The 19,832-nt window shown below is 57.9% G+C and carries 19 protein-coding genes, 2 tRNA genes and 2 pseudogenes; 13 read left to right on the top strand and 10 right to left on the bottom strand.

Annotation, left to right across the window (positions count from 1 at the left end; genetic code table 11):
- Nucleotides 1–744: 744 nt before the first annotated feature.
- The 5 genes from ACSQ9D_RS10600 (at nt 745) to ACSQ9D_RS10620 (ending at nt 5,346) form a co-directional block, all read left to right on the top strand.
- Nucleotides 745–1,083: a hypothetical protein gene (locus tag ACSQ9D_RS10600; protein ID WP_436282207.1), complete on the top strand. Its 339-nt coding sequence runs from the start codon at nt 745–747 to the stop codon at nt 1,081–1,083.
- Nucleotides 1,084–1,246: 163 nt separating this feature from the next.
- On the top strand, nt 1,247–1,609 hold the full coding sequence (locus tag ACSQ9D_RS10605; RefSeq protein WP_436282208.1) for a hypothetical protein: 363 nt from the start codon (nt 1,247–1,249) through the stop codon (nt 1,607–1,609).
- Nucleotides 1,599–1,802 (top strand): hypothetical protein, encoded by a 204-nt coding sequence (locus ACSQ9D_RS10610; RefSeq protein WP_436282209.1) that lies wholly within the window; start codon nt 1,599–1,601, stop codon nt 1,800–1,802. Before ACSQ9D_RS10605 ends, ACSQ9D_RS10610 begins: the two co-directional genes overlap by 11 nt.
- A 315-nt stretch (nt 1,803–2,117) precedes the next feature.
- Nucleotides 2,118–2,324 (top strand): hypothetical protein, encoded by a 207-nt coding sequence (locus ACSQ9D_RS10615; RefSeq protein WP_436282210.1) that lies wholly within the window; start codon nt 2,118–2,120, stop codon nt 2,322–2,324.
- A gap of 2,236 nt (nt 2,325–4,560) precedes the next feature.
- Nucleotides 4,561–5,346, top strand: coding sequence for a hypothetical protein (locus ACSQ9D_RS10620; RefSeq protein WP_436282211.1), 786 nt, complete (start codon nt 4,561–4,563; stop codon nt 5,344–5,346).
- Here the strand turns inward: ACSQ9D_RS10620 and tnpC are convergent.
- The 3 genes from tnpC to ACSQ9D_RS10635 all read right to left on the bottom strand — a co-directional run bounded on the left by tnpC (nt 5,343) and on the right by ACSQ9D_RS10635 (nt 7,765).
- Nucleotides 5,343–6,962 carry an IS66 family transposase gene (gene tnpC / locus ACSQ9D_RS10625; RefSeq protein WP_436282212.1) on the bottom strand — a complete coding sequence of 540 codons (1,620 nt, stop codon included), beginning with the start codon at nt 6,960–6,962 and terminating at the stop codon, nt 5,343–5,345. The genes ACSQ9D_RS10620 and tnpC overlap by 4 nt on opposite strands.
- A gap of 75 nt (nt 6,963–7,037) precedes the next feature.
- The gene (gene tnpB, locus ACSQ9D_RS10630; RefSeq protein ID WP_003495066.1) at nt 7,038–7,382 is read right to left on the bottom strand and encodes an IS66 family insertion sequence element accessory protein TnpB; all 345 of its coding nucleotides are present in this window, start codon (nt 7,380–7,382) and stop codon (nt 7,038–7,040) included.
- Nucleotides 7,379–7,765: a transposase gene (locus ACSQ9D_RS10635; protein WP_436282213.1), complete on the bottom strand. Its 387-nt coding sequence runs from the start codon at nt 7,763–7,765 to the stop codon at nt 7,379–7,381. Before ACSQ9D_RS10635 ends, tnpB begins: the two co-directional genes overlap by 4 nt.
- A 1,054-nt stretch (nt 7,766–8,819) precedes the next feature.
- On the opposite strand from ACSQ9D_RS10635, the pseudogene ACSQ9D_RS10640 reads away from it, so the two are divergent.
- Nucleotides 8,820–9,399 (top strand): annotated as a pseudogene (locus ACSQ9D_RS10640) (outer membrane protein).
- Here the strand turns inward: ACSQ9D_RS10640 and ACSQ9D_RS10645 are convergent.
- The 6 genes and pseudogenes from ACSQ9D_RS10645 to ACSQ9D_RS10670 form a co-directional block, all read right to left on the bottom strand.
- A pseudogene (locus tag ACSQ9D_RS10645) lies at nt 9,396–9,604 on the bottom strand (hypothetical protein); the annotation flags it as partial. The pseudogenes ACSQ9D_RS10640 and ACSQ9D_RS10645 overlap by 4 nt on opposite strands.
- 71 nt (nt 9,605–9,675) lie before the next feature.
- A complete protein-coding gene (locus ACSQ9D_RS10650; protein ID WP_436282214.1) occupies nt 9,676–10,539 on the bottom strand; it encodes a 3-deoxy-manno-octulosonate cytidylyltransferase in 864 nt (287 codons plus the stop codon).
- Between the two features lie 54 nt (nt 10,540–10,593).
- On the bottom strand, nt 10,594–11,064 hold the full coding sequence (locus tag ACSQ9D_RS10655) for an acyltransferase (RefSeq protein WP_436282215.1): 471 nt from the start codon (nt 11,062–11,064) through the stop codon (nt 10,594–10,596).
- Nucleotides 11,065–11,142: 78 nt separating this feature from the next.
- Nucleotides 11,143–11,841, bottom strand: a complete 699-nt coding sequence (locus ACSQ9D_RS10660) for a glycosyltransferase (protein ID WP_436282216.1) — start codon at nt 11,839–11,841, stop codon at nt 11,143–11,145.
- 532 nt (nt 11,842–12,373) lie between these two features.
- Nucleotides 12,374–12,856: a DUF192 domain-containing protein gene (locus ACSQ9D_RS10665; RefSeq protein WP_436282217.1), complete on the bottom strand. Its 483-nt coding sequence runs from the start codon at nt 12,854–12,856 to the stop codon at nt 12,374–12,376.
- Complete coding sequence (locus ACSQ9D_RS10670) at nt 12,856–13,434, bottom strand: cold-shock protein (protein WP_007535143.1); 579 nt, start codon at nt 13,432–13,434, stop codon at nt 12,856–12,858. Before ACSQ9D_RS10670 ends, ACSQ9D_RS10665 begins: the two co-directional genes overlap by 1 nt.
- Before the next feature lie 195 nt (nt 13,435–13,629).
- Between ACSQ9D_RS10670 and ACSQ9D_RS10675 the strand changes: the two genes are divergently transcribed.
- From ACSQ9D_RS10675 to ACSQ9D_RS10705, 7 genes are all read left to right on the top strand, one after another.
- Nucleotides 13,630–14,070: a VOC family protein gene (locus ACSQ9D_RS10675; RefSeq protein WP_436282218.1), complete on the top strand. Its 441-nt coding sequence runs from the start codon at nt 13,630–13,632 to the stop codon at nt 14,068–14,070.
- Between the two features lie 156 nt (nt 14,071–14,226).
- Nucleotides 14,227–15,288: a YcbK family protein gene (locus ACSQ9D_RS10680; protein WP_436282219.1), complete on the top strand. Its 1,062-nt coding sequence runs from the start codon at nt 14,227–14,229 to the stop codon at nt 15,286–15,288.
- Between the two features lie 197 nt (nt 15,289–15,485).
- A tRNA-Glu gene (locus ACSQ9D_RS10685) sits at nt 15,486–15,560 on the top strand.
- Nucleotides 15,561–15,804: 244 nt separating this feature from the next.
- Entirely contained in the window at nt 15,805–16,059 is a 255-nt protein-coding gene (locus ACSQ9D_RS10690) for a hypothetical protein (RefSeq protein ID WP_436282220.1), read from the top strand.
- Nucleotides 16,056–17,174, top strand: coding sequence for an IS110 family transposase (locus tag ACSQ9D_RS10695; RefSeq protein WP_436280915.1), 1,119 nt, complete (start codon nt 16,056–16,058; stop codon nt 17,172–17,174). The genes ACSQ9D_RS10690 and ACSQ9D_RS10695 overlap by 4 nt, the downstream gene beginning before the upstream one ends.
- Before the next feature lie 285 nt (nt 17,175–17,459).
- Nucleotides 17,460–17,897 carry an alpha/beta fold hydrolase gene (locus ACSQ9D_RS10700; protein ID WP_436282221.1) on the top strand — a complete coding sequence of 146 codons (438 nt, stop codon included), beginning with the start codon at nt 17,460–17,462 and terminating at the stop codon, nt 17,895–17,897.
- A 300-nt stretch (nt 17,898–18,197) separates the two neighbouring features.
- Nucleotides 18,198–18,272: transfer RNA gene (locus ACSQ9D_RS10705), tRNA-Glu, on the top strand.
- 169 nt (nt 18,273–18,441) lie between these two features.
- On the opposite strand, the gene ACSQ9D_RS10710 is transcribed toward ACSQ9D_RS10705, so the two are convergent.
- Nucleotides 18,442–19,773, bottom strand: coding sequence for an NAD(P)/FAD-dependent oxidoreductase (locus tag ACSQ9D_RS10710; RefSeq protein ID WP_436282222.1), 1,332 nt, complete (start codon nt 19,771–19,773; stop codon nt 18,442–18,444).
- Nucleotides 19,774–19,832: the final 59 nt, after the last annotated feature.

Consider the following 19,832-nt stretch of genomic DNA (forward strand, 5'->3'; position numbering starts at 1 on the left):
GCCAGCTAAAGAACGGCAGGAATCGAGTACCTGCCCTACGGCACGCGAATACCCACCGATCGTCGCTCTAGCGCTCCGGACTAGGAACCCAACCTCGCGCCAGGCCTTTGCTCATGCATTTCTGAGCGGTGTCGAGCTGATCTCTGAGGTGCTTGCAGTCCTCAATCAGCGTCGCACTGGCTGCCCTCATGTCGCCCGAATGCCGAGCAATCGCTTGTTCAACGGCATCGTACTGAAGGTCTGGTCTTTTCTCGGCGGCTGTCATCGCTTTTTCCCTCGCGGTTTCTGGCTTAGACAGGTTCATTCGCAGTCGTCATGCTTCACGCCCAACATTGACGACCCGTTCCGGAATCAAGGGAACTGGCAAATCGTGGCAGAGCCCACTGATTCCTACTACCCGAACACTTGGGGACTCTGGGAGTCGAAATGGGCCGATGACTGGATCTGTTCGATATGGGCGCGCAGAAGTCGCGCCGCAGACGACAGCAGACCGCCTATGAATCTCTACATGAAGATAAGCCAACGTCGATACACTGTTGAATGGACTCCTTTTCTCCGGATCACACTCTACGCATCAGCGGATGCGAACGGGGGCACCCTGTAGGAATGAGGCACATACGCTCTGGACGTACCGCCATTGCAATAGCTGTTGATTTCGTAATGCGTCTGGGGGGAACCGCTTGCCGGGCTACTTTCGTGCGGCTCACTATCGGGGGCCTAACGCGGTAGGACGGAGGCTCAGGAATGGTCGAAATTTACTCCCAATATATCCATGATGACGTTCTTCACTACGTTGTGTTGCCGAACGGAGATGAAGCCGAAGGCAGGGGCGATTCCGGCGCGGAAAAAATCCTCAAGACGTTGGACTACGCGGAAGTGATGGAAGCGGGCCACGACGAGGCGATAGACCTTTACAGATCCGTCGCCCGGCGACTAACCGACTACCGGATGTGGCTCCGAGTGCGCCCCGAGGGGATTTCGAATATCAAGATCAAAACGAGCAACGGCACAATCGAGCACAAGAACATTTTCATGCTCTATGAGTCTGGCGATCTAGTGTCGCTGGCAGATGCTCAAGAGTAATCACCAAGAGCCAACACATATCCCGCCGGAGGAACTCTGAGCGGTCGTCCTCGTTGAGGTGACCCTCGAATGAGATTTCCTTGTCTCGTCGCATCCGAATGTTGACTTGATCACAAAATAGAACATAATAGGAACATCCAATCTTTTGAAGAGGACGACGGCCATGCCACACATGCCGATCGCACAGCTGCGTGCTGAAGACATTACAGGCACTTACTGGACACCACCCACAGAAGCTACGATGGCGGAAATCCATCCGCTCCTGATGGCAACCATGATCATGATGCCCAACTACCAGGGCTGGAGCCTCTATTCGGCCAACGTCTACGACATGGCTTCCGGGGGGCCGCTTGGCTATTTCGATATAGCGGTCGACCCGACCACGCATCGAGGATGCGGCTACTTCAATGCCGTCGGTTCCAGCATCGTGATGCGCAAACCGGTCTGGTTCCAATGCGCCGGATGCGCGAGCGACGTCGTGCAGGCCTTCTATGACGTCCTTCGAGAAGCGGGCCATGTCGATTAAGCCCGCAACGCAAATGGATGTCGCCTTTGAGGTTAAAGCCACCCTCGCCTTCCACGACGAAGATGTAAAGGCGACCATCGCGACACTGCTCGGTGACATCAAGCATTTGCGCATGCAACTGGGATTGCCCAAGGCAGCGATGAGCCGCGGAATGACGCGAGGATGGACGCCCACGTTTGATCGGGAGGTTTAACGTGCTGGACAGGACTAGCCGGACAGCAAAGCCGAATTTCGAGACCGCCTTTCGTAAATGGTGGCAAGCTCAGGGACCGAACCTCGAGAACAGGGTCAACATCAGCCTCGCAAAGAAGCTCTTCCGCGCAGGATACGCATCCGGTCGCAGAGCGGATACTGACAGATACATTTTCTCCGCCGGGCGGTTCCGCATCACCGTGTGGGCCGACGGGCTAATGGAGGCGAAACGGAAAGCGACAGCCGAAGCAGATATCAGAGCCGCCAAACGCGGGTGGAAGCGACCCAAGACGGGTTGGGCGATCAAGGAGATATTATGAGTGACATCGATCGCCCGCCACTGCAGCGTGCCCCAAAGCTCGTGGCAAGGAAATGCCATTGCGGGGATTGGGCAGGCTTCGGTTTTGTAACGGGAGAACGCGACGACTGGTGGTGTTGGAAGCACTATCCCTACAAAACGTCGGCCCGTTTGGAGGCTGCTGTGGAAGCTGCCAAAATAGCAGAGAGCCTGAGGGTGGCGTAAATAGCATGGCCTCGGGACTCCGGTGGAACATTCCGTGACGTACAGGCTGCGAACTTTGTGTCGCGCCCGATAAGGCACCGCCAAGCGGTGGCCTACTTCCGACGCCTCGAGTTTAGGCGAGCCTTCTTTCCAAAAATGACGAGAAATAGCCCTAGCGGATAACTGCGCCTAGCTACTGATCCGCGCCGCAGTGTTGGGCCGGAAAACGATGGCTTATGGGGCCAAAGAACCGACTAAGTCCGTCGCTCTGGCGAGTTTAACCGAATGCAATCTTCTGAATTCACCCGCCCCCCGAAGATGTTCGGATTCCCACCTATGAGGCTTGACATCAACCAAAAGGCGTAGGGGCGCGCAGGCAGCTTGCTGAGGGGCTGCCACAACCGAGTGCCAGCTAATGACTGACGCCGGAGAGTCACTTTTGAGCGAATTCAAAAACTGAGTTCTTGCCGACCAACAATAGAAGATCTCAACTATCGCGCGACGGTTGCGCGCAGCCTCAGCGCACGAGTTCCTGAAAAAATGACAAAAGTGACAATCCAATAGTCCTCGTTATATCAAAGGATTAGGGTCCTTTTTTTAATGTTTAGCAGATGCTAATAATTAAAGGGCGGAAGGGAGATAGGCTACGAGCCTCACTCCGACGGATACCCGCATAAAGAGATACGCCGGCTACGGACGCGCCCCTTGTCAACGGAGTTATAGGGATGAAGGAACTCAACACAGCGACGACTAAAAGCGACCCTGGATTGCAGTCTGTAGTAACGCGGGAGGCTGACCTCCCTTACGAACCCGGACCCGACGAGTGGCTCCGGTTTCGTGAAGCGATCTGTTTGCCAGAGTTCGGCGGCAGATTGTTCCGGGGGCGACCGTGCGAGCCCGGCCGGGTGAAGGAAAGCACTCTTCGGGCAGCGGTCCGAGACGGGCACCTGGCTGCCTACCGCCCTGGGAAAAACATTTACCTCACGAGAAACACACTGAACGAATGGAGAGAAACATGCCACACCGCAAGCCGCCCCAACTCGTCAAGCGAGAACCACGACGCGACCAAGACGGCAAACACGTCGCCACGGCCACCTGGTTCATCCGCGACGGTCATAAGTACACGAGCACAGGATGCGACGTCGCTGATCTTGAACGAGCTGAGGAAGTCCTCCGGCGGTACATCGACGACAAAGAACCCACAGCGCCGGTAAGGGCCGCGTCGGAAGCTATCAAAATCTCCACCGTTCTTCGGCGGTACCGGAGTCGGGCCTTGAGAACCTCACGGCGGAAGCAAGGCCTGCTTCGCCAATTATCGCAACTAATGGACTTCTGGGGCGAACTGACCGTCGATCAGATAACCGCCGAAACCTCTCAGAGGTACCAGACCGGTCGTACTCCGTATGCTGCCCGAAATGAACTTGCGACACTCAGGGCCGCGGTGGCGCAGTATGTCAGAACGGAGGGTATTCAACTTCAATTCAAGCCCGACTATGGGATCACGCCCCCGCGGCGGACTGTTCCCGACGTGCTTAATTACCGTGAGTTTGTCGCGGTCTTGAGGGCCGCGCACCGGGCACGAAAGCCCCTCAAATCGCCATGCCTCTTTCGTTACGTGCTCTTTGGCTTCATGACCGGGGCCCGTTCCAGTCTGATCGTCACCGCAAGTTTCGAACGGGAGCCGGGTCGCCCTTGGATCGATCTTGAGAATGGATTGCTTCATCTCGATATCGGCTCACCCAGCGGACAACGACGCAAGCCTATCGAACTGGCCGATCGCCTACTTAAACATCTGCGTCGCTGGTACGCTGACGATCGGGAGCGACACGTTCCGGGATGCCAGTACCTGATCCACTCGGGCGGCGGAAACTTCGACTGCAGGCGGCATTTCGGACGCCTGCTACGGGACGTACTTGGGCGAGAACGCGCGGTTCAGGTTATCTCAGGCATCTTCAGAAACGCGTTCGCGTCTTGGTATCTCACAAGGGGTGCCTCCTTAGATGAAGTGGCCAGATATTGTCTACCGCCATCGACGACGAGGAACGACAGTCTTTGGCTTATCCTCAAGTTTCCTCGTCTCCCACACATCTGATTTCGCAACCGGAAAGTCCGCAAGGGTAGCCCGTGCCGCCATTGCTCGCCGTTGCAGGTTCACCGGCGGAGGAGACCGCTTGATCGCCGTTCGGCAGGGACTCCTACACGCCCACGGGAAAGCTGTTTGCGAGAAGTCATTCAAACATTGTTAAAGGAGAGGCACATGCCCAGAATTCCAAAAGGTCCTCACTTGTGGCTCCGCGCGGCTCGCTACAAGGACGGAAAGTGCACGCACCAGGCGACTTGGCTCATCCGTGACGGACAAACGAAGGAATCTACTTTCTGCAAGAAAGACGAGAGAGAGGCGGCCGAGAAGAAGCTGGCAAAGTACCTCGCGATGAAGCATGCCAAGAGGCCATTGGCCACGGGCGTCGAGGAGGAAGACGTATATATTGCAGATGTAATCCGGCATTATCTCACTAGCCGCAGCGAGTGGCTCGACTCTATGAAACCTTTCAGGCGGAAAAGTTGGCTTGCAGTCTACCAAAGGCTTAACAACTTCTGGGGAAAGTTGACTGTGGCAGAAATCAACCAGGAGAATTCGAAGCGCTACAAGAAAGACCGCAAGGACACCACAACCAGAAACGAACTGATCGCATTGAAAGCGGCGGTCAATTTCGCCGCAAAAGCCAACATCGTCAACCTACGACGCCACCACAACTACGATATACCTAAACCCTCACCGCCTCGCATACATTTTCTGACACTTGAAGAAGCGATCAAAATGTACAAGGTCGCTCGGCGGCGGCGGCGTGATTTTCGAAGCGGTAAACGCGGCAATCTTTGCGCGACCCAAGTGGCGCGCTTCCTGGTAGTTGGTCTGATGACCGGTACGCGGGCCGATCGCATCAATCGCGCGAGTTTCGAAAGGGAGCCCGGGCGACCCTGGATCGACCTGCAGAACGGAATCTACTACCGCCGCGGTGACGCAGACTTCGTAAGCGGTTAGCCGATGGCGTCAGGCTTGAAGTTCCATGGCATAAGCGCCTCGAGCTCGGATACTGGCCAGCCTTTAGCGATGCGGGTCAAGGTCTGGGAAAGCCAGTCGAGCGGATCGACGTTGTTCATTTTGGCCGTCTGGAGAAGCGTGGCCAGTGTTGCCCACGTCCGTCCACCGCCTTCACTACCGGCGAATAGACTGTTTTTCCTTGTGATCGTTTGGGGCCTGATCGCGCGCTCAACGGTATTGGAGTCAATTTCGATGCGACCGTCCGTCAGGAAACGCTCCAGTGCTTCGCGCCGGGTGAGCGCGTAGCGGATTGCGTCAGCGGTCTTGGACTTGCCAGAGACCTTACCCAGTTCCTTTTCCCAAAGATCAAAGAGGCCGGAGACGATGGTTGCAGATCTTTCCTGACGCAGCATGGAGCGGCTGTCGGCATCGCGACCGCGGACCTCATCCTCGATGCGCCACAGCTCGGTCATCGCGATGATCGTGTCCGTTGCTGCCTTTGAGACACCGCTGATGTGAAGGTCGTAAAACTTGCGACGAAGATGCGCCCAGCACCCTGCGAGTTGGATCGTTTCATTGCTGCCGGCCTTGGCACGTGTCTTGGCAAGATTGGTATAGGCCGAGTAGCCGTCTACTTGCAGGATACCGCTGAATCCGGCGAGATGACGCGCCACGCAATCAGCGCCCCTGCTGTCCTCAAAACGATAGGCCACCATCGGCGGGCTGGTTCCGCCATAGGGGCGATCATCGCGAGCATAAGCCCATAGCCAGGCCTTCGTCGTTTTCCCCGAACCAGGCGCAAGAGTGGGTAAGGTGGTTTCGTCGGCGAAGATCCTTTCGCCCTCCTTGACGCGTTCAAGGATGTAATCGGCGCATATCTGCAGCTCAAAGCCCAGATGCCCCATCCACTGGGCCATCAACGATCGGCTGATCTCGACACCGTCGCGTAGATAGATTGCCTCCTGCCGGTAAAGCGGAAGGCCGTCGGCGTATTTGGAGACGGCGATATAGGCGAGCAGCCGCTCCGTCGGCAGGCCGCTTTCGATGATGTGTGCCGATGCCAAAGCCTGGAGCACGCCATCGTTGCCCCGGAAGGCATATTTGGGGCGACGCGTCACGATGACCCTGAACTTCGGCGGCACGACATCCAGTCGTTCGGAGCGATCCTCACCGATCAGGACCTTTTCCAGCCCCTCGCAGCCGGCCGGGATCTCTGGCTCGATCACTTCCTCTATGCGTTCGAGATGAGCGGCAAAACCCTTGCGCGGACGTGCTGCTCGTTTCGGCTTGTCTTTGGCCGCGTGATCAAGCTCGCTCTGGATTGCCGAAAGACCGGTCTCAACTTCCTCGAAGGCAAAGGACACCTGTTCGTCGTTGATGCCAAGACGCAGTCGTTCTGAACGGGTGCCATGTTGGGTGCGCTGCAGAACCTTCAGGATCGATGTGAGGTTGGCAATCCGCTCGTTGGCGCTCTTCTCCACCGCCTCCAGCCGGGCGATCTCAGCTTCAGCGGCCTTCAGTCGGGCTTCTTTCGCAGCCTGCTCGCGCGCCATCGCGAGGACCATCGCTTTCAGTGCGTCAACGTCGTCCGGCAGGTCGTGAGGGGGCAAATCCATGGCAATAAGTAGAGCACAAAAACAGCCGTTTTCCCAACCATTACAGCGGCATGATTCATCTTGCCGCAGGCGCTGTCAGCCCGTCAACAAGGGTCGCCTGACCTTGGTCGGGCGGATCTTTTTCCAATCCATTCCGGCCAGCAATGCCATGAGCTGAGAATGGTCCAGACGTATCCGTGCCGCCGATATGCCCGGCCAGCAGAAGCCTTGATCTTCCAGGGTTTTCGAATAGAGGCAGACACCACTGCCATCCCACCACACAATACGAATACGATCGGCCCGTTTCGACCGGAAGACGTAAAGCGCGCCATTGAAGGGATCGAGACCGCCATCCCGCACCAGCGCCATCAACGAGGCGGCCCCCTTGCGGAAGTCGACCGGCTGGCACGACACATAGACCACCACACCCGAAGCGATCATGCCTTGCGAACCGCCCGCAGAACCTTCACCAGGTGATCGGGGTCAAAATCGCCGCCGACGCGCACCACCATATCTGCAATGACAATATCCACCGAGCCGCTGCTTACCGTTTCAACGCGCGCGAACTTGATCTGCTTGCCCGTTCCCTCCGTCAGGGGCGCAACAACTCCCGATGCCAGTGCCTTGCGACGCCACCCATAAAGCTGCGAGGGATCCAAGCCTTCAGACCGGGCAACCGCCGAGACATTGGCCCCAGGCTGCAGCGTCGCGGCGACGATCCGCGCCTTTTCGTCATCCGACCAGTCCCGCGGCTTGCGTCGTCTTCGCACGGGCTCCGCGGTCAAAACCTCAAACGTTCGAGGGTGATTCACACTGTCGCTCATAGAATTCTCCGCATGACTCATGCAGAAAATCGCCCATCAGCAGCCCGAATGATACGTGGGGTGGCCTACGCGCTTACCAGACTTCACACCCCACAACAAGCGAGCTGATCCTATTCAGATTCCGGACCGCTTGTTGCGACTGCTGCGAATTTGGTACCGCAACGACAAGTTAAAAATGGTGGCTGGCTGTCAGTACCTGATCCACTACCAAGGCCGAAGCGTTGACTGCAAAAAGGCTTTTGAAAGCGTCATGAAGGAGGCGTTAGGTCGTCAACGCGCGCGTCAATTGAATCGCCATGCACTCAAACACACATGCGTGACTTGGTTGCTGAGTATGGGTGTGTCGGTTGACGAGGTAGCCACTTACGTTTCTACGACTCCCGAAATCATAAGAAGGGTATATGGCCATCTCATCCCAGGTCAGTACGGAAAGACCAATTCGGTTTTCTCGAACCTACGCGCAGGACGCGTTCTGCGAGGCTGGAGCTAGTCAGAAAGGAACGTCCATACAAGGACTCGGTCGCACCAGCTATGGAGCGGAACTTAGTTGCGGTTGCCTACGAAAGCCAATAAAATCTCTGCAGAGTTCAAGTGTGGCGTTCAAATCCGCGCCACCTGTTCGCCACCGCAACAGCCACCTGGTAGTGAACAAAGGGGGGCCGAAGCGTACCACGCACAAGCAGAAATAGGCTATTCTCCTTCATCCCGCCGGTTCCGGACCAGTCGCCCCAAGGTTTGGGACCAGAGGGTCGGGAGTTCGAATCTCTCCACTCCGACCACTTCCCCTTAGTTAACGGCATGACTAACGATTGTGACTTGGCCTCGCAGCCAAGCGAAAATAGCCGCGCCATCCGACCTCTCCCGCTAAAGCTCATGTCCCTCGGCTAGTCGCGGTGCAAGCAATGACACCAATGCGCGAACTAGCCAAGAAACCGCTGTTAAGGTTGGGTAGGATATTATTCACCATATTCTATCCCTTTTTCTTAACCCTACGGGAGAAGTCGGATGATGTCGTCTTTGCGGGTTTCGCTCGCTCGTCGCGACCACGCTTGCGCTGCCGGTCTGTGCAGCAGATCTTGAACCCGATGTTCCAGCAACGCCCGTTGCCCCGGCCCCACTTTTCAGCTGGACTGGATTCTATGGCGGTCTGCGCGGCGGCATGAGATTCCTGAATAGCGATTTCAGCATACCCGGCGCTAGCTTTCCGATGATTTCAAAGGTGGTCGGCGGGTTCCTCGGCACGAACTATCAGATGGATAGCATTGTCGTCGGCATCGAAGGCGACCTTTCCTACAATTGGAAAGAAGGACCTGACGGTCCTTGGCACGCCGACTGAGGCAGGGACAGACCTCTCCGGCTCGGTCGTCGGTCGCGCGGCTATGCCGTCGACCGCGCCCTGATCTTCGCCACGGCCGGATGGGCCGCCACGCGTGCCACCGTTGTACGCCGGCGGGTGATGGAGACAAGACCGTCAACGGCTGGAGGTCGGTGGGGACCTCGATTACGCGTTTGCCGACAACCTCTTCGGCCGGGCGGAATATCGCTACAGCGATTATGGCGACGAAGAAATTCAGGGAACCGACGTCGATGTTGATCAACATGTCGTCTCGGCAGATATCGGCGTGAAATTCTAAGCAGCGTCACAGCCGATAGTCTCCGACACGCAAGAACAGGTTGAAGCGCGCGCCCACTTTTTCGTCGCGGTCGTCGCACTCATCCACCTTGTCGCCAGACCCGATGCCGAGCTTGGCGGTGATCCCGGCATTGAGTTCGATCACGGACTTCACCTCCGTCATCGGTTCGATGATATCCTGGAAAGTACGGCACGGCGTTCTGCTTGGCGGAACCATTGTATGGCTGCGATTACTGGAAGCGCACCAAGCTCAACTTTCGCCGAGGTGCGACGGATCCTATTTGCCCTCCATCGACTCCCATCGCCGTTCCTTCCGCGTCTTTGGCTTTAGCCACTTGTACGTTCTGTCAACGAAACGAAGGAACCTCGTCACATGCATCAACTTGTCAACGAATGAGCTCAAATTCACAAGACGCTCCGCCAGTACCTCGTTTGCCGTCAAAGCGATCTCGGCTGGAGAGTATTCCGGAAAGTGCGTGGAAAGCTCGGCATAAGGATTGGTCCGCTCGCGACCAATAATGTCGATCTTCCCGTTGCGGTACAGGAGCCGCAAAAGCACCTGCTCGAACGTCCAGTCATGGACATCGAGGACCTGATAGCGCTCGCTTCGCTTTGACGAGAAGCCCGCCAGGGTGATCTTGACGCCCAGTTGGAGGTTGGTGAGCCAAAGGCACAATGCAAACCCCGTGGTCGGCAGACTTGCAGGTGGATAAAACGGAGCGAACACCTCCGTCAGATCCAGATGCCTGACTTTCACATCACCAAATGCGGAAGCGGGGCTGAATTTTTCGCGGTTGCCGATGGTCAGATTGACGATCCCGAGGAAGCTGCTTCTGTCGAAGTACTGCAGAACCTTGGACACTTTGCCGCTTTTGACGAGGTTGGCACCCAACGTTCCGCTTCGCGATACCAGCAGGGCCTTGCGCGTGAACGGTTCGCTCAGAACCTTGTAAACCTTGTTGAAGAAGATGAAGAGCGTTGTCTCGGGAAAGCGGGACGTAAGCTCGTCGATATCGACCTCATCGCTATTTGCGACCAGGACGATATCGCTGTAGCCGAGAAAGAACGACCTCCAGTCCTCCGAGTGGATTTCCTCAGTTGCGTCCATTGTTTCGGGATCGCTAGTGTCAGATCTGCTCATCGTTGGAACCATGTTGATGTTATCTTGCTGATGGAGCGCTTCCACGATGGGCGATCACCGCTCTCCATTCTCAACCGCCTTTGCCGTGCGTGTTTTCACCAGACGCGCTGGTGCCCCAACGTAGACGCCAAACGGTACCGTTGCCCCCTTCACCACGCTGTTCGCCCCGATGACGCAACCTTGAGCGATGTGGGAACCTGCCAGCACCTTTGCTCCGGCACCGATCCAAACGTCGTCTCCGATAACGATGCCATCCTTCTTCACGGGTTGGAGCCGTATTGGTACCGCGGGATCATCGTAGCTGTGTTCGAACGCGACCACGACCACATGAGCGGCGATACGGACATTGTCGCCGATTCGGATGCCTCCATGCCCCAGCAGGATGGAATAGTCGTTTATGGAGACATCATTTCCGATTGTGATGACTCCGCTCTGAGCATCGATGACCACCCCACAGCGGGTAAAAAGCCGGTCGCCGATCTCGATCTTGCCGCGCCGATACCGGAACCGTGGCCAATAGCGCATGTTCGGTTCTTTTCCGATCCTCAAAGACCCGCCCGAGAGAAACGAACGGAGCTTGACCAGGAAGCCGAGGTTCAAGCGTCACACAGGCATGAACTGAGGATCGATCGCCAGGGCCTTGTCACGCCAGATCTGCGCATATTCGACATCCTGCCAATTGTGAAACCAGGGGCCGCCATTCGTGTAATGCACGCCCTTTGGAAAGCCGACTGAAGGCTTGGTATTCCAACCCTCGAGCCAGTTCCATTCTTCAGGTATCTGCCCGATCTCGCTGTCTGCGGCCCACTGCAGCCGATGCAGATAGGCACCGGTTTCCCTGTTCACGAGTTCAGGGGTCAGCGCCCGGGTGGACGGATGCGCGCAGTTGAAGAGCATGAATGAGGACCAGTTCTTTCTCGGATAGGTGGTTTGCACCTTGCCATCCATCTTCACCCCTTCTTTGGGGACGTAATCATGGTGGACGCAGCACACCGCTTTCGTTTCGTCTTTAAACTGAATGAGTTCAGCGACATCGCCAAAGAACAGGAAATCGCAATCGCAAAACAAAGCCCAGCCTTTGTAGTCAGCAAGCCAGGGAGTGAAAAATCGAGAATATGTGAACTCCGTTGATGCCAGCGGATCCACCTCACGGGTGTAGACACCACGGTCGATCAGATCCTGCAGCTTGATTGGGTGTACATCGACGTCGATAGAGGCATTTTCCAGCAAAGTTTCTTTCGCCACTTCGTAGGCGATATTTTCACGAGAATCCCATCCGATATAGACTGATAGCTCCGCCATGCACACTCCTCCTGTTCTGCGCTAACCAGAGGCCAATCGATGACGCTCGGCGCTGTATGCGTTTTATCAGCACCCATCATTGCTACCTCGCGCACCGAAATGCGGATGCCTAGGAGCGCACTGAATGACCTCTACTGCCTGCTAACGTCAGAGCGTCAGCCGCGTTCCTCGAACGCTCAAGGTTGACTTCAACAAATGTAAACAACGAATGTAAACAGTAAATCTCACCTTAGATGACGAAAAATGTGGACACTCCGCGACCAGTAAGAGCGCGCGAGGCTCTATGGTGACAAATGATCGGAAGATTGATTGCCAGTCCAAAGCCTACGGATGAGGGCTTCTATGTCGAGACGAGCGAGCCAAGGTTCCGTGCCCTTCCAATCCCGCCGCCCTGCCTGGGTATAGGCGGCGTTTCACGAAGACTGCCCCTCGCCGGGCTCCTTGTGAGGATTTTGAAACCCTTTTTTCCCGAAAAGCTCTGATCCGTGCAGTCGAACACCTTCTCCCAGCAACTCACACGGCGTGGCGCGGGCTACCTCTTCTTCGTGGTCGTCGCGCTCATCACCTTGTCGCCAGGCTGAATGCCGAGCTTGGCCGTCACGCCGGCATTGAGTTCGATCACGTATTTCACCTCCGTCATCGAATCGATGATGTCCTGGGAGTACGGCACAGCGTTCTGCTTGATGTTGCGGATCGTGCCCGTCGAATCGACGAACAGCATGTCGAGCGGCAGGATGGTGTTTTCCATCCACATCTGCACCCGCCGCGAAACGCCGAAGTCGAAGATCATGCCGGCATCTTCGGGCATTTCCTTGCGATACATGAGGCCGCGCTGACGCTGCTCGTTCGTGTCGGCGATCTCGACGATGAAATTCAGCCGCTTGCCGGACGCCGTCTGAATGATCAGCGGTTCCTTGTCGAACGTCATCGGCTGTTGGGAAAGAGCTGGAAGGGTAATGATGAAAAAAAGCGCCGCAAGGGCGCTTCTGATCCAATGGGCTGCGGACCTACGCATCAGTGTGCGCGGCTCACCGGGCTCGGCACGTCCGGATGGATCTCGGCAGCCATCAAGCCCTTGTCACCATCGCCGTAGCGCACGAGCACGACCTGGCCGGGGCGCAACTCGGTAAGACCGAACCGACGCAGCGTTTCCATGTGGACGAAAATATCTTCCGTGCCTTCGCCGCGCGTCAGGAAGCCGAAGCCCTTGGTGCGGTTAAACCACTTGACCAGTGCGCGCTCAAGCCCACTCGTTGCCGTCACTTGCACATGCGTGCGAACCGGCGGCAGCATCGAAGGATGTACGGCCGTCGACTGATCCATGGAGAGAATCTTGAATGCCTGATAGCCGCGTTCACGGCGCTGAATCAGCGCGACGATCCGCGTGCCTTCGAGAATTGTCTGATAACCGTCGCGACGCAGGCAGGTCACATGAAGAAGGACGTCCTGCATGCCGTTGTCAGGGACGATGAAACCGAAGCCCTTGGCCACGTCGAACCACTTGACGACGCCGGTGATTTCAATGAGGTCGACCGCTTCCCCCGCGAGTTGATCGAGGTCAGTGAATTCCTTTGATGAAATCCTGTCAGCCATGTCGCCAGCCCCTCAATACGCGTCACACTGTTACGGTTAACTGATTCTTGAGATCAAGATTAACATGTTGGTAACGGATTAGCGCAAGTCCTACTTTTCGATTATTCCCAGTTGCCAATCATACCCCCCTGTCTTGCCCGAAACTGGTGTTCCACCACATAAGAATCCATCGCCCTGCATTAGAGAGGAAATAGAATGCGTTATCTCCACACCATGGTCCGCGTGAAAGATCTGGACGCCTCCCTGCATTTTTACACCACGCTCTTCGGCCTCGAGGAAATCAGGCGCACGGAGAACGAGAAGGGCCGTTTCACGCTCGTCTTCCTTGCAGCGCCCGGCGACAAGACCGAGGCCCGCGCCAAGGGCGCGCCCTGCCTCGAATTGACCTACAATTGGGACGCCGAGGACTATACCGGCGGGCGGAATTTCGGTCATCTCGCCTACGAGGTCGACGACATCTATGCCATCTGCCGGAAGCTGATGGATAGCGGCATCACGATCAACCGTCCACCGCGTGACGGCCACATGGCTTTTGTGCGTTCGCCGGACGGAATCTCGATCGAGATTCTGCAGAAGGGTGGCAGCCTCCCGACGGCCGAACCCTGGGCTTCGATGGGCAATACCGGCGCCTGGTAGGCCGAGGCTTTTGCGAGGCTTGCGGCTTTTGCGATTTCGGATCTGCGTGTCCGCATCGCGCTTGCCGCAGCCTTGCGGCGAAGGCACTCTCCGGCCGACTCGAGGCGAACGATGCGAATTTGGCGCAGCTTTCGCCGTCCTCTGGAGAATGCTCGCGTGCTCGCTGTTGAAAAGCGGATTCCTTTCGGACCTGCCCTGCTGATCGCCACATCGGCGCTGCTGCTCACCGGCTGCGTGTCGGACAAGAAGACTGCCGATGCCGCAGCCGTCGTCGCCCCGGTCGAAACATCAGCAGTAGCGCAGCAGGCCGCCGCAGCCACGCCTGCCCAACCCGGCTATCGCGACCCCATGGTGGCGAATGTATCGGGCGCTCAGTCAGCGCAGGCTCCGAACGCGCAGCCGATGGCAGTTGGATCAACCGCTTCGGCTCCCGCCAATATCGGCGGCTTGGCAATGCAATCAACCGGTATTAACGCCCAGGCGATGAGCATCTTCTCGGTGCACGAGACGCCGCAGAACAACCCGACGTCAACCCAAATGCAGCCGGCCGGTGGCAACGCTTACGCGCCGGTCGGTGTCAGCCCGATGCGCTCGAGCGTCTACAGCAGCCAGGTCCCCGTCGATCAACCGCAGCAAACGCAGGGTCAACCCCTGCTGCCGCAGCAGTCCTCACAAAACACGGGCACCCAGATGGCGCCGGTTCAGACTGCCTCGCTCTCGACGGGAGCCCTTACAGGCCAGACGATGAATGCGCTCTACAGCGCGCCCAGGCAAAACCTGCTCGGTAGTCTTTCCGGATTACTGCAAAAGGCCTCCTTGCCCGGCATGACGCGGATCGCGCCCAACGGCCTACATATTCAGAACGACAAGGTGGACGTCGCCTGTTTCAAGCCAAACCTGCTGAACGTGATCAAGGCGGTCGAAACGCATTTCGGCAAGTCGGTCGTGGTCACGTCAGGCTATCGCGACCCGGACCATAACCGCATGGTCGGCGGCGCCGAGGAATCCATGCACAAGACGTGCGACGCGGCCGACATTCAGATCGACGGCGTGTCGAAATGGGATATTGCAAGCTATATCCGCTCACTGCCGGATCGCGGCGGTGTCGGCACCTATTGCCATACGGACTCCGTCCACCTCGATACCGGCAAGAGCCGGGACTGGAACTGGGGTTGCGGCGGCAGGACGGCTCCGGCGACCATCGCGCGTGCCCTGTGACGTTCTAATTCAGGCGTTCATAACGCGGCGTAAGCTTGCCCGATGAATTGCGAACACCGACCAGTAGTGTTTTGATTCGGCTGCAATAAACGGCGTTTCGCGCTCGCAAAAAAATCCTGTCATTATTTTGAAGAAAATCGAATTTGCCGCTTGCGGGTTTCAAAGTGCCTGACTATAAGGGCGCCACCACGAAGGAAGCGCCCTTCGTCTATCGGTTAGGACACCAGATTTTCATTCTGGGAAGAGGGGTTCGACTCCCCTAGGGCGTGCCACTTCATTTTCCCCCTTCATTTCAGTATCTTACGGGCAGCATTTGCTAACGACGCTACCCCGTTGGCAGATTTTCGTTTTCCGTCCGTTCTCATGATGCTCCCTGCCATCTTCATGGCGCGCTTGGCCAGCTTCTTCTAATCGACACTCCCCCGTTTAGGCAGCCCGACGGCAAAGGTTCTGTGCAATCCATGCAGCGGATAGCCCAGCCTTGCGTCGGTCAGCGTTCGTCGAATAAGATGGCGTATGGCTAAGCAGGTCCTCTTCGTTCAAGGAGCCGGCGAAGGCGTCCACGATCGCTGGGACACCGAGCTCGTGGCGAGCCTCGCGCGCGAACTCGGCGAAAGCTATGCTGTCCGCTACCCCCGAATGCCCGGCGAGGACGATCCTAGACCGTATGTTCGCGGGGTGAAGGTGGCCCGCCCCCGCGGTAAGCTGAATTCGGGGGTTGCTCCGGATTGGCCGGAGCCGAGCCCCAAGCTTAGCGAGGGCGAACCATGAAAGACGATAGCGTAATTTTCATCGGCTTGGATACGTCGAAGTTGAAGATTTCGGTGGCGATTGCCGACGGAGCACGCAACGGCGAGGTACGGTTTTTAGGCGACATCTCGTCGGAGCCGTCATCGGTGGCATCGATGGTCAACAAGCTTTCCAAGCGCGCAGCCAAGCTTCACTTTTGCTATGAGGCGGGTCCCACGGGGTATGGTCTCTACCGGCAGATTGTCGAACTGGGGCATGACTGCATGGTCGTGGCGCCATCGCTGGTGCCCAAGCGTGCTGGCGACCGGGTGAAGACCAACCGGCGGGATGCCATGAGCCTGGCGCGCCTGCACCGGGCGGGCGAGCTGACCGCGGTCTGGGTTCCGGACGAAGCTCATGAGGCGATCCGCGACCTGGTGCGGGCTCGCGAAGCGACCAACGACGCGTTGAAGCAGGCACGTCAGCAACTCCAGTCCTTTCTCCTGCGGCACGGCCGGCTCTATACCGGCCGCACGCCATGGACGCGCGCCCATGTCCGATGGCTGACATGCCAGGCCTTCGATCATCCCGCCCACCAAATCCTGTTGGCAGAATATTGCCAGGCCATCGAGGATGCCGGCGTGCGTCTGGACAGGCTGACCCAGCTGGTGGTGGAGACCGCGGCATCCTGGTCGATGGCCCCGGTTGTGGCCGCCTACCAAGCGATGCGTGGCGTCGCGTTCATGACCGCGGTCACCTTTGTGGTCGAGATCGGCGATGTCAGGCGTTTTGATAATCCTCGTCAGTTAATGGCGTATCTGGGTCTTGTGCCGTCGGAAAGCTCAACGGGCGAACGGGTCAAGCGTGGTGGGATCACCAAGGCGGGCAACATACGGGCGCGTCGAGTCCTCATAGAAGGGGCCTGGACATATCGCTTCCCGGCCCGTGTAAGCCCGACGATCCAGGCGCGCCTGGAGGACCTGCCAAGGGCTGTTCGAGAGATTGCCTGGAAAGGGCAAGTGCGACTTTGCGCGCGCTATCGAAGGCTGGTGGCGGCAGGCAAGCCGAAAGTCATCGCAGTCACCGCCATTGCCAGAGAAATGGCCGCATTCCTGTGGGCGATTGGGCAGGAGGTCGCTCCTACAGCAAGAGGCTAATGCCGATGCTCAGCTTGAAGAGAGAAGCATAATCCAAATTAGAAATCATCTGCTGTTGGACAAAGTTGGAGGCAGGGCTCCGGTGGGGAACCCTCGTCGTAGCTATGTGGCGGATAACATCCACGCCCGACCCTAGACAGAGGCAGCCCCAGACGAACACACGGAAATGCGGTACCCAACCCGCGCATAAGAGTATGCCAGCCGTCGTCTAAATGCCCTGCCTCCTGCCGTGTTCAACAGCTTCACGCATGTGCTTTCGTCCTCAAGGCCGGAAAAGAAAGAGTAATGATTAACGAGCTTGCAAGTGAACATAAGAGCTACTCAGCCTGGAAGGCCGCGTTAATGGGAGAATTCGACTCACTGGAGGACGGGGCAATTCTCGTCGGCCACTCAGTCGGTGGCACCATTTTGATCCATGCGCTTGCCGAGCAGCCGCCGAAACGAAAGCTCAGCGGCCTATTCATCATCGCGGCGCCCTTCATCGGTGAAGGCGGATGGCCGAGCGATGACATCCACGATTGCAAGGACTTCTCAGAACGCCTTCCGCCCGGCGTTCCCGTCTATCTCTATCATGGCGCCGACGACGCCATCGTGCCCCCTGCCCATGTTCTTCTCTATGCGAAAGCGATTCCGCACGCCGTGGTCCGCACGTTCGAACGCAGGGATCATCAGCTCAACAATGATATGAGCGACGTCGCGCAAGACATCCGTTCAGTGGGCTAAGCTGAGCGCGCCGATTCGCGCCCGGCCGAGGAAGACCAAGAAGCCGCCGGTCTCGGCGTGCAGCGGGGAGTCTTTCTCAAACAAGAACCTTATTCCGCCGGTTCGGCACGAGCGGACCTCCATAAGGGTTCTGAACATGCCCCTGCCCTTGCACCCGAAATAATGGGCGCAAATGAGCACGCGGCCCATGTGCACCCGGAAAATGCGCCGTCTTTGCACCCTAGGGCGTGCCACTTCTCTTTTCTACAGAACTTGAGCATCTTGCCGAAAGGCTTGTCTGTTCCTATTTCCCTGCCTGATGCGCCCTTCGTCTATCGGTTAGGACAACAGATTCTCATTCTGTAAAGAGGGGTTCGATTCCCCTAGGGCGTACCAGACCTCTCGATTGCAGATTGCGCGCCGGATGGCACATGCGCGACACTCCATACCCCCATGCGTGATCACACGCTCGTCACGTTTGCGATCCAGGCGCAGGGGCCTTGGCAGGCGCATTCGAGGTGGCAGCAACGCTGGTATAAGCAGCGCGAAGAAGCGCTCAGCGCAATCAGAAGCCGGTGATGAGCTCTACCTTCGAGCCGTCAGTAAAGCGCGAGAATCGGAACGCGCTCGGGTCGACGACAGGCGCCCGGCCCGTAACGATATCAGCCATCAATCGTCCCGCTGCCGGCCCAATGCCGAAGCCATGCCCGGAAAATCCGGTTGCGACGTGAAAGCCGGGAATGGCGTCGACAGCCGAGATGACAGGCACGGCATCCGGCGTGACATCGATGTAGCCGCCCCAACGCTGCGCGATTTCCGCCCTCTCGAACACGGGAAACGCCCTCTTCAGGCCGCCGAGCGCATCCTGCATCAATCTCTTCGAGGGCACAGGATCGAGAACCCGGTGATATTCGAAGGGACTTGCATCATCCATCGACCAGAGTCTCGGAATGCGCAACTCGTCGAGGAAGCGACCGGCGAGGCGGAAGGAAAGCGACTTCCACTGCGACCGCAATGCCGGCAGGAAGGCGGCAGCATAGCGAAACGAGGCCGGCACGATGTCGACGATGTTGTCGTGCCCGCAGGCCACGGTATAGCCACCGTCCTGTCGCTTGCGGATCGCGAAATCCTTGGCCCAGATCGTCTGCTCCGGCCCGCCTTCCAGCGGCTTCGTGCGCATCACGCTGTTCAGCACCTTGAGCTGCGGCAGGTCGATGCCGAAGCGTCCGGCAAACAGGCTGGACCATGCCCCGCCCGCCAGAACCACGGCCTTGCAGGCGATTGCGCCCCGCTCCGTCACCACGCCGCTGACGGCTCCCGCCGAGGTTTCGACGCCGCGTACGGCGCATTCCGTCAGAATCGTCGCCCCCTTGTCGCGTGCAGCCTCAGCGATCGCGGGTGCCGCCTTTTGCGGCTCCGCCCGGCCATCGGCTGGTGTGTAGAGCGCTCCCGACATATCTAGCCTGGAGCCGGGAACCACCTCGCCGAATTCACGCGCCGTCAGGATGCGGGATTCGATCTGGTAGCCGTCCAGATTGGTGCGCCAGCGCTCGTGGTCGGCCAGTTCCTTTTCTTTGGCGCAGGTGAAGACGATGCCGGCCCGCTTGAACCCGGTATCGCGCCCCGTCCGCCTGTCGAGCCCCTCCCATATCCTGAGCGCCTCGGCCATCAGCGGCACCTCGCGCGGATCACGCATCGAAATCCGCACCCATCCCCAGTTTCGGCTGGACTGTTCCTTGCCGATCCCGCCCTTCTCGCAGAGTGTCACGCGCAGGCCGCGTTCGGCGAGCTCCAGCGCCGTGGAGCAACCGATGATCCCGCCGCCGATCACGACGACGTCGCACTCTTTCGGAAGTTCCTCGTCGCCATGGACGGGAACGACATACGGACCGGGCATGAAGGATTGTCTCCTGGCAGGGACTCAAGATCGTTTGGCTTCGGTAGCCCTACAACCCC

The organism is Rhizobium sp. LjRoot258 (assembly GCF_964254185.1).
Taxonomy (GTDB): domain Bacteria; phylum Pseudomonadota; class Alphaproteobacteria; order Rhizobiales; family Rhizobiaceae; genus Rhizobium.

Bases quoted from the DNA above. Each gene is read 5' to 3' on its own strand.
- ACSQ9D_RS10635 (WP_436282213.1), bottom strand. From the start codon at position 7,765: ATGAGCGACAGTGTGAATCACCCTCGAACGTTTGAGGTTTTGACCGCG.
- ACSQ9D_RS10695 (WP_436280915.1), top strand. From the start codon at position 16,056: ATGAAAGACGATAGCGTAATTTTCATCGGCTTGGATACGTCGAAGTTG.
- ACSQ9D_RS10675 (WP_436282218.1), top strand. From the start codon at position 13,630: ATGCGTTATCTCCACACCATGGTCCGCGTGAAAGATCTGGACGCCTCC.
- ACSQ9D_RS10700 (WP_436282221.1), top strand. From the start codon at position 17,460: ATGATTAACGAGCTTGCAAGTGAACATAAGAGCTACTCAGCCTGGAAG.
- tnpC (WP_436282212.1), bottom strand. From the start codon at position 6,962: ATGGATTTGCCCCCTCACGACCTGCCGGACGACGTTGACGCACTGAAA.
- ACSQ9D_RS10710 (WP_436282222.1), bottom strand. From the start codon at position 19,773: ATGCCCGGTCCGTATGTCGTTCCCGTCCATGGCGACGAGGAACTTCCG.
- ACSQ9D_RS10665 (WP_436282217.1), bottom strand. From the start codon at position 12,856: ATGCGTAGGTCCGCAGCCCATTGGATCAGAAGCGCCCTTGCGGCGCTT.
- tnpB (WP_003495066.1), bottom strand. From the start codon at position 7,382: ATGATCGCTTCGGGTGTGGTGGTCTATGTGTCGTGCCAGCCGGTCGAC.
- ACSQ9D_RS10670 (WP_007535143.1), bottom strand. From the start codon at position 13,434: ATGGCTGACAGGATTTCATCAAAGGAATTCACTGACCTCGATCAACTC.
- ACSQ9D_RS10610 (WP_436282209.1), top strand. From the start codon at position 1,599: ATGTCGATTAAGCCCGCAACGCAAATGGATGTCGCCTTTGAGGTTAAA.
- ACSQ9D_RS10615 (WP_436282210.1), top strand. From the start codon at position 2,118: ATGAGTGACATCGATCGCCCGCCACTGCAGCGTGCCCCAAAGCTCGTG.
- ACSQ9D_RS10660 (WP_436282216.1), bottom strand. From the start codon at position 11,841: ATGGCGGAGCTATCAGTCTATATCGGATGGGATTCTCGTGAAAATATC.
- ACSQ9D_RS10600 (WP_436282207.1), top strand. From the start codon at position 745: ATGGTCGAAATTTACTCCCAATATATCCATGATGACGTTCTTCACTAC.
- ACSQ9D_RS10605 (WP_436282208.1), top strand. From the start codon at position 1,247: ATGCCACACATGCCGATCGCACAGCTGCGTGCTGAAGACATTACAGGC.
- ACSQ9D_RS10655 (WP_436282215.1), bottom strand. From the start codon at position 11,064: ATGCGCTATTGGCCACGGTTCCGGTATCGGCGCGGCAAGATCGAGATC.
- ACSQ9D_RS10650 (WP_436282214.1), bottom strand. From the start codon at position 10,539: ATGAGCAGATCTGACACTAGCGATCCCGAAACAATGGACGCAACTGAG.
- ACSQ9D_RS10690 (WP_436282220.1), top strand. From the start codon at position 15,805: ATGGCTAAGCAGGTCCTCTTCGTTCAAGGAGCCGGCGAAGGCGTCCAC.
- ACSQ9D_RS10620 (WP_436282211.1), top strand. From the start codon at position 4,561: ATGCCCAGAATTCCAAAAGGTCCTCACTTGTGGCTCCGCGCGGCTCGC.